Here is a 7519-nt window from a genome sequence, read left to right as displayed (position 1 = left end):
GCACCATGCCGAACGGCGACGCGATCAACTCGTCCTCGACATTCGACTCCATCCGCTCCTTCTACGAGGACGACCCCGCCTGGTCGAAGATCGAGACATATCTCGCGGGCGGTGCGGTGCCGTCCTTCACCTACCACCGGTTCTGGGCCCAGGCAGACATCGCCCTGGCCATGGGCTCGTACGCGGAACTTCTCGAATAGCCCCCGCCGGGCGCTCCGCGGGTGGGGCGGGTACTTCGGCTGCGGGTCCGTTGTGGCTGGTCGCGCCCACGCGGCGGTGCCGCACATGGATGCAGCCCCGCGCCCCCAAAAGCGGGTGCGTCCGAAGCTCTGCGTATGAGAGGCCCTGCACCTGACGCGGGGTCACCACGGCCGGGCGGCTCCACCCACACCGGAGCCGCCCGGCCCTCGCACGTTCTCCCTCATGGAAGGAACCCCGCCGTGCGAAGAACCCGTATCCTCACGGCCGTGCTGGCGCTGGCGGCCGGGCTGCTGTCGGGCGCCCCCACCGCCCTGGCCGCCGATCCCCCGGCGACGAAGCTCGCCGCGGACACGTACACCTGGAAGAACGCCCGGATCGACGGGGGCGGTTTTGTCCCCGGCATCGTCTTCAACCGCTCGGAGAAGAACCTCGTCTACGCCCGCACGGACATCGGCGGGGCGTACCGCTGGCAGCAGTCCTCCAAGACCTGGACGCCGCTGCTGGACTCGGTCGGGTGGGACGACTGGGGGCACACGGGCGTCGTCAGCATCGCGACCGACTCCGTCGACCCGAATCGGGTGTACGCGGCGGTCGGGACGTACACGAACGGCTGGGACCCGAAGAACGGCGCGGTGATGCGCTCTTCCGACCGGGGCGCGAGCTGGCGGAAGGCGGACCTGCCGTTCAAGCTGGGCGGCAATATGCCGGGGCGGGGCATGGGCGAGCGGCTGTCGATCGACCCGAACCGCAACAGCGTGCTGTATCTGGGCGCGCCCAGCGGCAAGGGGCTGTGGCGGTCGACGGACTCCGGCGTCACCTGGTCACAGGTCGCGAACTTCCCGAACGTCGGCAACTACGCCCAGGACCCGAGCGACACGACCGGCTACGCCTCCGACAACCAGGGCATCGTCTGGGTCACCTTCGACGAGTCCACCGGCACCGCCGGGAGCGCCACGAAGACGATCTACGTCGGGGTCGCCGACAAGGACAACGCGGTGTACCGGTCGACGGACGCGGGCGCCACCTGGCAGCGGCTGGCCGGGCAGCCCACCGGTCACCTCGCCCACAAGGGCGTCCTGGACGCGAAGAACGGCTACCTCTATCTCGCCTACAGCGACAAGGGCGGCCCGTACGACGGCGGCAAGGGCCGGCTGTGGCGGTACGCGACGGGCACGTCGACCTGGACGGACATCAGCCCGGTGGCGGAGGCGGACACCTCCTACGGCTTCAGCGGGCTGACCGTGGACCGGCAGCAGCCGGGCACGGTCATGGCGACCGCGTACAGCGCCTGGTGGCCGGACACGCAGATCTTCCGGTCCAGGGACAGCGGCGCGACCTGGACCAGGGCGTGGGACTACACGTCGTACCCGAACCGTGCGAACCGCTACACGATGGACGTCTCGTCCTCGCCGTGGCTGACCTGGGGCGCGAACCCGCAACCGCCCGAGCAGACGCCGAAGCTGGGCTGGATGACGGAGGCGCTGGAGATCGACCCGTTCGACTCCGACCGGATGATGTACGGGACGGGTGCGACGGTCTACGGCACCGAGAACCTCACGAAGTGGGACAGCGGAAGCACGTTCGCCATCAGACCGATGGTGCAGGGGCTGGAGGAGACATCGGTCAACGACCTCGTCTCTCCCCCGTCCGGCGCCCCGCTGCTGAGCGCGCTCGGTGACATCGGCGGCTTCCGGCACACGGACCTGACGAAGGTGCCGTCGATGATGTTCACCCAGCCGAACTTCACGACGACCACGAGCCTGGACTTCGCCGAGTCGGACCCGAACACGGTGGTGCGGACGGGCAACCTGGACTCCGGGCCGCACATCGCGTTCTCGACGGACAACGGCGCCAACTGGTTCGCGGGCACCGACCCTTCGGGCGTGAGCGGCGGCGGCACGGTCGCGTCGGCGGCCGACGGCGGAGCGACCTTCAAGGCGTCACCTGCCACGGGGCTGCCGAGCGGTGACAGCGTCCGGTTCAAGGCACTGCCGGGTGGGAAGGGCGACGTGTGGCTGGCGGGCGGCGCGGCAGACGGCACGTACGGGCTGTGGCACTCCACGGACGGCGGGGCGAGCTTCACCAAGCTCACCAACGTCGAGCAGGCCGACACCATCGGCTTCGGCAAGGCCGCCCCCGGCGCCTCCTACCAGACCCTCTACACCAGCGCGAAGATCGGCGGCATACGCGGCATCTTCCGCTCCACGGACAAGGGCGCGAGCTGGACCCGCATCAACGACGACGCGCACCAGTGGGGCTGGACGGGTGCGGCGATCACCGGCGACCCACGGGTGTACGGCCGCGTCTACGTCTCGACGAACGGCCGGGGCGTCCTCTACGGCGACAGCTCCGGCGGCGGCCCCACGGATCCGGGGCCCGGTCCCGACCCCACACCGACCGGTGCCTGCAAGGTGACGTACACGGTCACGAGCCAGTGGTCGGGGGGCTTCCAGGCGGACGTCCAGCTCACCAACACCGGTACGAGCGCCTGGAACGGCTGGTCGCTCGGCTGGACCTTCGCCGACGGCCAGAAGCTGACCCAGGCGTGGAACGCCGAGACGGCACAATCGGGTGCTGCGGTGACGGCGAAGAACGTCGGCTGGAACGCGAACGTGGCGGCGGGGTCGTCGGTGAGCTTCGGCTTCACGGCGCAACGGTCGGACACGAACACGAAGCCGACCGCCTTCACTCTGGGCCGGCAGAGCTGCACGGTCGCCTGACCGTTCGACTCGAGGGCGTGTGCCGGACACGGTGCGTGCCCTCTCCGCCGGCTCCCCGGCCGCGGCGTCCACACGCCGGCGTCGCGGGGCACCTCAGGGCCTGCCGCCTGGTTCACCCGGTCTTGCGGAACGACCTCAGGCCGAACACCGGGTCGGGGCGCGGCCGGTCCTGGTCGGGCAGCCGCGCGAGCCGGGTGGCGAAGCCGTCGGCGAGCGGGTGGCCCGGCGGCAGGGTGACGAACCAGCCCCGGTGCAGGTCGGCGATGGTGCGACGGGGGCTTCGGCCCAGGCCGTGACCGGTGAAGCGGGCCTGCCCGGCCGGCAGCAGGCCGTGGGCGGCGGCCGCGGACTCGACGTCCGCCGCCGCGTCCCGGACCGGGCTGGGGGGCCGGGAGGACAGGACGACATCGATGTCACTGCCGACGTTGTGGGAGGCGGCCTTGTCGACCGTCGTGACGTAGGTCCCGCCGGGCCGCAGCACCCGGGCGCACTCGCCGACCATGGTCCGCAGCTCGGCGGGCCCGGCGGCCAGATGCAGCAGCCACACGCTGCACACGGCGTCGAACTGCTCGTCCCGGAAGGGCAGTCGGCGGCTGTCGGCGCGTGCGACGGCACCGGGGAGCCGGGTGGAGGCCTGCCGGGTCATCGCGGCGGCGAGGTCGACGCCGGTCACCCGCATGCGGTCGCGGGCGGCGGCGATCCGGCGGGTCACGATGCCGGTCCCGCAGGCGACGTCGAGCAGACTGCGCGTGTCCGGCGGTACGAGGCTCAGCACGGCCCGGGCGGCGGCGGCCGCCCGGGGCTCGCCGCCGCGCGAGGCGTCGTAGCGCTCCGCTTCCTTGTCGTAGTCGAGCACCCGGTCAGTGTGCCCCGTGCCCGGGCGCCAGGTCCTCCACCCTGCGGGCGAGCTCGAAGTCCTTCTCGGTGACGGCGCCGCCCGCGCTGTGCGTGTGGACGGCCAGGAAGACGGTGTTGTAGCCGAGCGTGAGGTCGGAGTGGTGGTTCAGTTCCTCCTGGACCTGGGCGATGTGCACGACCATCGCCGTCGCCGCGAAGTGCGAGCCGAGCCGGTAGGAGCGCACGAGGCGGTCCCTGTCGAGCGACCATCCCGGCAGCTCGGCCAAGCGGTCCTCGACCTCTTTCTGCGACAGCGGTTCGACGGGCATGGGCTGCGCTCCTTCCCGGACTGCGGTGTCCTCGGTGTCCTCTCAGCCTGCCACACAGGGGCGGCCGGGGCCCTGGTCACACGGGTGCGTCTGTCCCGTGCGGCCGGTTCTCGACTACGGTCCCGGCATGACCACTCACCCGTCCACCGCCGAGCAGGGCGTGGGTCCGCTGCTGCGGGCCTGGCGGGAGCAGCGGCGGGTCAGCCAGCTGGAGCTGGCCCTGCGCGCGGACTCCTCGGCCCGGCACATCAGCTTCGTCGAGACCGGCCGTTCCCGGCCCAGCGAGGAGATGGTGCTGCGGCTGGCCGAGCATCTCGACGTGCCCGTGCGCGAGCGCAACGCGCTGCTGCTGGCGGCCGGTTACGCCCCCCGCTACCCGGAGACGCCGCTGGACGACCCGGCGCTGGGCGCGCTGCGGGAGGGCATCGAGCGGCTGATCAGCGGCTACGAGCCGTATCCGGCCCTGGTCGTGGACGCGCTGTACAACGTGGTGGCCGCCAACCGGGGGGTCATGACGCTGGTCGACGGTGTCTGCGAGTCGCTGCTCGAACCACCGCTGAACGCGATGCGGCTGGCCCTGCACCCGCGAGGTCTCGCGCCCCGCATCCGCAATCTGCGCGCCTGGCGGGGGCATCTGCTGGAGCAGATGGAGCGGCAGATCGCGCTGCACCGCTCGGAGCCGCTGCGGGCGCTGTACGAGGAGGTGGCTGCGTATCCGGTGCCCGAGGCGGATCCGGTGGACGAGCCGTCGGAGCCGGTTCCGTACTTCGCGTTGCCGCTGCGGCTCGAGCACGAGGGGCGGACGCTGTCGTTCATCTCCTCGATCTCCACGTTCAACACGCCGATGGACGTGACGGTCGCCGAGCTGGCCATCGAGACGCTGCTCCCGGCCGACCCGGCGACGGTCAAGTACCTTCAGGAGCTCGTGTCCTGACGTACCTTCAGGGACATGTGCTGGAGGACGGCGAATCCGGCCACGACCAGGGCCTGGAGCACCGTCCACACGGCGCCCGGCGTGCTCGGCGTGAGCCACAGGGCCAGGGCCGCGAGGCTCACCGCCGCCCAGGTGAGGTTGGCCTCGACGACGGCCCGCACGCCGAGCTCCGACGGCTGCCGGCGCGCGGACAGCAGGCCCACGCCCCCCGCGTAGACGGCGAGAAACGCACCCACGCCGAGGAGCAGCGTGGCGTCGGCCCCGAGGAACCTTCCGAGCGGGCCGGACAACGTGAGGTAGGCGAGCGCGTTCGCGCCGGTCACGGCGGCGTCCAGGGCCAGGAAGCGGCGCAGCATCGACTGCGGCTCGGAGGTCCGGGCGAGTGCGGCGAGCTGGATCGCGGACATGGGGAATCACCCTCCGTCGGGTCGTGGTGCGCGGCTGGGCCGGTTCCCGGGGCGGAGTGCGCCGGCCCGGGAACCGGTACGTTCACGATCCCCTCCGGGTGGCGCACGGTCGATTACCCGCGGGGTCATACCCGCGCCGCTCCCCCTCCGCTTCCGGCGATCTTCTCGCTCCCGGCTCTGTCGTGGCGACGACCGACCGTGACAGACTGATCGCAGGCTTGGGCGCGTTGGGGAGGCGTGGCGTGAGTGAACGGCGGGCCGCACCCACCGTGGGCCAGGTGGTCCTGGGCAAGCGGTTGCAGGAGCTGCGTGAGGCCGCGGGCCTCAGTCGTGACGAGGCCGCGAAGGTGCTGCGGGTGGCCCCGGCGACGGTCCGGCGGATGGAGACCGCCGACGTCGCGCTGAAGATCCCCTACGTGCAGATCCTGCTGACGGCGTACGGGGCGGCCGGGGACGAGATCGCCGCCTTCGTCGACCTCGCGGAGGAGGCGAACCGGCCGGGCTGGTGGCAGCGGTTCCACGACGTGCTGCCCGAGTGGTTCAGCCTGTACGTGAGCCTGGAGGGCGCGGCCCGGATCATCCGGTCGTACGAGCCGCACTTCGTGCCGGGGCTGCTGCAGACCGAGGGGTACGCGCGGGCCGTGCTGCAGACCGGCACCATCGCCAACGCCGGGCCGGACGCCGTGGACCGGCATGTGTCGCTGCGCATGGAGCGGCAGCGGCTCCTGGAGCGCCCGAACCCGCCGCACCTGTGGGTCATCATGGACGAGACGGTGCTGCGCCGCCCGGTGAGCGCGGACGGCCGGGTGATGCGCGAGCAGCTGGACAAGCTGCTGGAGTACGCCGGGCGCGACCGGGTCACTCTGCAGATCGCCGAGTTCGCGGACGGCCCCCACCCGGGCACGTACGCGCCGTTCTCGCTGTTCCGCTTCGCCGAGCCCGAGCTGCCCGACATGGTCTTCACCGAGTACCTGACCGGCGCGCTGTACCTGGACTCCCGCAAGGAGGTCTCCGCGCATCTGGAGGTGCTGGACCACATGACGGCCCGGGCGGGCTCCGCACAGCGTACGGAGGAACTGCTGCGGGAGTACCGCGAGCGCTACTGAGCGGTTCGCCGCCCGCCCGACGTCATGGGACAGGTTCTGACCCGTACGGGCGCTGTCGGCGGGTGCGGTTCCCGGCCCGCCCCTAGCGTCGGGGTGACGGGCGGGCAGGCTAGCGCCCGCGAGGAGGTCCGATGCCCGGATTCGAGGTGCTGTACCAGGCCGCCGCGCTGTGCCTGATGTACCCCGACGACGACTTCCGCTCCCGGCTGCCGCTGTTGCGCGAAGCCGCCCCGCAGCTGCGGGAGTTCGCCGACCACGCGGCGCTCACCCCGCCGATGGAACTGGCCGCCCACTACGTCGAGGTCTTCGAGGCCGCGCGGGACCGCAGCCTGTATCTGAGCGTCTGGCGCGAGGCCGCCCCGACACCGTCGGAGGAGCTCTACCGCGCGCACGGCCTGGAGACCACCGGCGAGGAGCCGCCGGACTTCCTGCCGGCGGTCCTGGAGTTCGCGTCCCGCACCGGCAGCGCCGGGCTGCTGGCGGAGCACCGGGACGGCCTTGCTCAGCTCCGGTCGAAGCTCACCGACTTCGGCACGCCCTACGCGGCGGTCCTGGACGCGGTGTGCGCGACGCTGCCGCCGGTCGCCACGGGACGCTAGCTCGCACTGTCGTAGGCGTGGCGGGACTGTTCGACCTCGTCCAGGTGAGCGGCCGACCAGTCGGCGAGGTGGGCGAAGAGCGGGGCGAGACTGCGGCCGAGCTCGCTGATCTCGTATTCGACCCGCGGTGGGACCTCCGGGTGGTAGGTGCGCACGACCAGGCCGTCGCGCTCCAGCTGCCTGAGGCGCTGGGTCAGCACCTTCGGCGTGATGGTGCCGATGCGTCGTTCCAGCTCGACGAAGCGCTGCCGGCCGTGGGTGTGGAGCGTCCACAGGATCGGCGTGGTCCACCGGCTGAACACGATGTCCACGACCGCGCTGATCGGGCAGGCGAGTTCCGGGACGGTGGCGGCGGACGCCGCCCGGGTCGTCTCCACACCCATGCG

9 protein-coding genes are annotated in these 7519 nt (G+C 71.9%); 5 read left to right on the top strand and 4 right to left on the bottom strand.

Going from position 1 to position 7519, the window contains the following annotated elements:
• Positions 1-200: glycoside hydrolase family 48 protein (locus tag AB0B29_RS32200; RefSeq protein ID WP_362245315.1), on the top strand; the 200-nt coding region annotated here is incomplete at its 5' end.
• Positions 201-440: 240 nt separating this feature from the next.
• On the top strand, positions 441-2921 hold the full coding sequence (locus tag AB0B29_RS32195; RefSeq protein WP_362245313.1) for a cellulose binding domain-containing protein: 2481 nt from the start codon (positions 441-443) through the stop codon (positions 2919-2921).
• Between the two features lie 112 nt (positions 2922-3033).
• On the opposite strand, the gene AB0B29_RS32190 is transcribed toward AB0B29_RS32195, so the two are convergent.
• Positions 3034-3777 carry a class I SAM-dependent methyltransferase gene (locus AB0B29_RS32190; protein WP_362245311.1) on the bottom strand — a complete coding sequence of 248 codons (744 nt, stop codon included), beginning with the start codon at positions 3775-3777 and terminating at the stop codon, positions 3034-3036.
• Between the two features lie 4 nt (positions 3778-3781).
• Entirely contained in the window at positions 3782-4087 is a 306-nt protein-coding gene (locus tag AB0B29_RS32185) for a 4a-hydroxytetrahydrobiopterin dehydratase (RefSeq protein WP_362245309.1), read from the bottom strand.
• Between the two features lie 127 nt (positions 4088-4214).
• Here AB0B29_RS32185 and AB0B29_RS32180 point away from each other — a divergent pair, with 127 nt between their 5' ends.
• Positions 4215-5021, top strand: a complete 807-nt coding sequence (locus AB0B29_RS32180; RefSeq protein WP_362245307.1) for a helix-turn-helix domain-containing protein — start codon at positions 4215-4217, stop codon at positions 5019-5021.
• On the opposite strand, the gene AB0B29_RS32175 is transcribed toward AB0B29_RS32180, so the two are convergent.
• Positions 5003-5428 carry a hypothetical protein gene (locus tag AB0B29_RS32175; protein WP_362245305.1) on the bottom strand — a complete coding sequence of 142 codons (426 nt, stop codon included), beginning with the start codon at positions 5426-5428 and terminating at the stop codon, positions 5003-5005. The two genes, AB0B29_RS32180 and AB0B29_RS32175, sit on opposite strands and share 19 nt — an antisense overlap.
• 242 nt (positions 5429-5670) lie before the next feature.
• On the opposite strand from AB0B29_RS32175, the gene AB0B29_RS32170 reads away from it, so the two are divergent.
• Positions 5671-6534, top strand: coding sequence for a helix-turn-helix domain-containing protein (locus AB0B29_RS32170; RefSeq protein ID WP_362245303.1), 864 nt, complete (start codon positions 5671-5673; stop codon positions 6532-6534).
• 131 nt (positions 6535-6665) lie between these two features.
• A complete protein-coding gene (locus AB0B29_RS32165) occupies positions 6666-7133 on the top strand; it encodes a nitrate reductase molybdenum cofactor assembly chaperone (RefSeq protein ID WP_362245301.1) in 468 nt (155 codons plus the stop codon).
• Here AB0B29_RS32165 and AB0B29_RS32160 read toward each other — a convergent pair.
• Positions 7130-7516, bottom strand: coding sequence for a winged helix-turn-helix transcriptional regulator (locus AB0B29_RS32160; protein WP_362245299.1), 387 nt, complete (start codon positions 7514-7516; stop codon positions 7130-7132). The two genes, AB0B29_RS32165 and AB0B29_RS32160, sit on opposite strands and share 4 nt — an antisense overlap.
• Positions 7517-7519 lie beyond the last annotated feature (3 nt).

Source organism: Streptomyces tibetensis (assembly GCF_040647715.1).
GTDB lineage: Bacteria > Actinomycetota > Actinomycetes > Streptomycetales > Streptomycetaceae > Streptomyces > Streptomyces tibetensis_A.
The sequence above is the reverse complement of the archived record's forward strand: the minus strand, read 5'-3'. Positions and strand labels throughout refer to the sequence as shown.

Excerpts from the sequence above, each read along its gene's own strand:
- AB0B29_RS32185 (WP_362245309.1), bottom strand. The coding sequence starts at position 4,087 with ATGCCCGTCGAACCGCTGTCGCAGAAAGAGGTCGAGGACCGCTTGGCC.
- AB0B29_RS32180 (WP_362245307.1), top strand. The coding sequence starts at position 4,215 with ATGACCACTCACCCGTCCACCGCCGAGCAGGGCGTGGGTCCGCTGCTG.
- AB0B29_RS32175 (WP_362245305.1), bottom strand. The coding sequence starts at position 5,428 with ATGTCCGCGATCCAGCTCGCCGCACTCGCCCGGACCTCCGAGCCGCAG.
- AB0B29_RS32165 (WP_362245301.1), top strand. The coding sequence starts at position 6,666 with ATGCCCGGATTCGAGGTGCTGTACCAGGCCGCCGCGCTGTGCCTGATG.
- AB0B29_RS32160 (WP_362245299.1), bottom strand. The coding sequence starts at position 7,516 with ATGGGTGTGGAGACGACCCGGGCGGCGTCCGCCGCCACCGTCCCGGAA.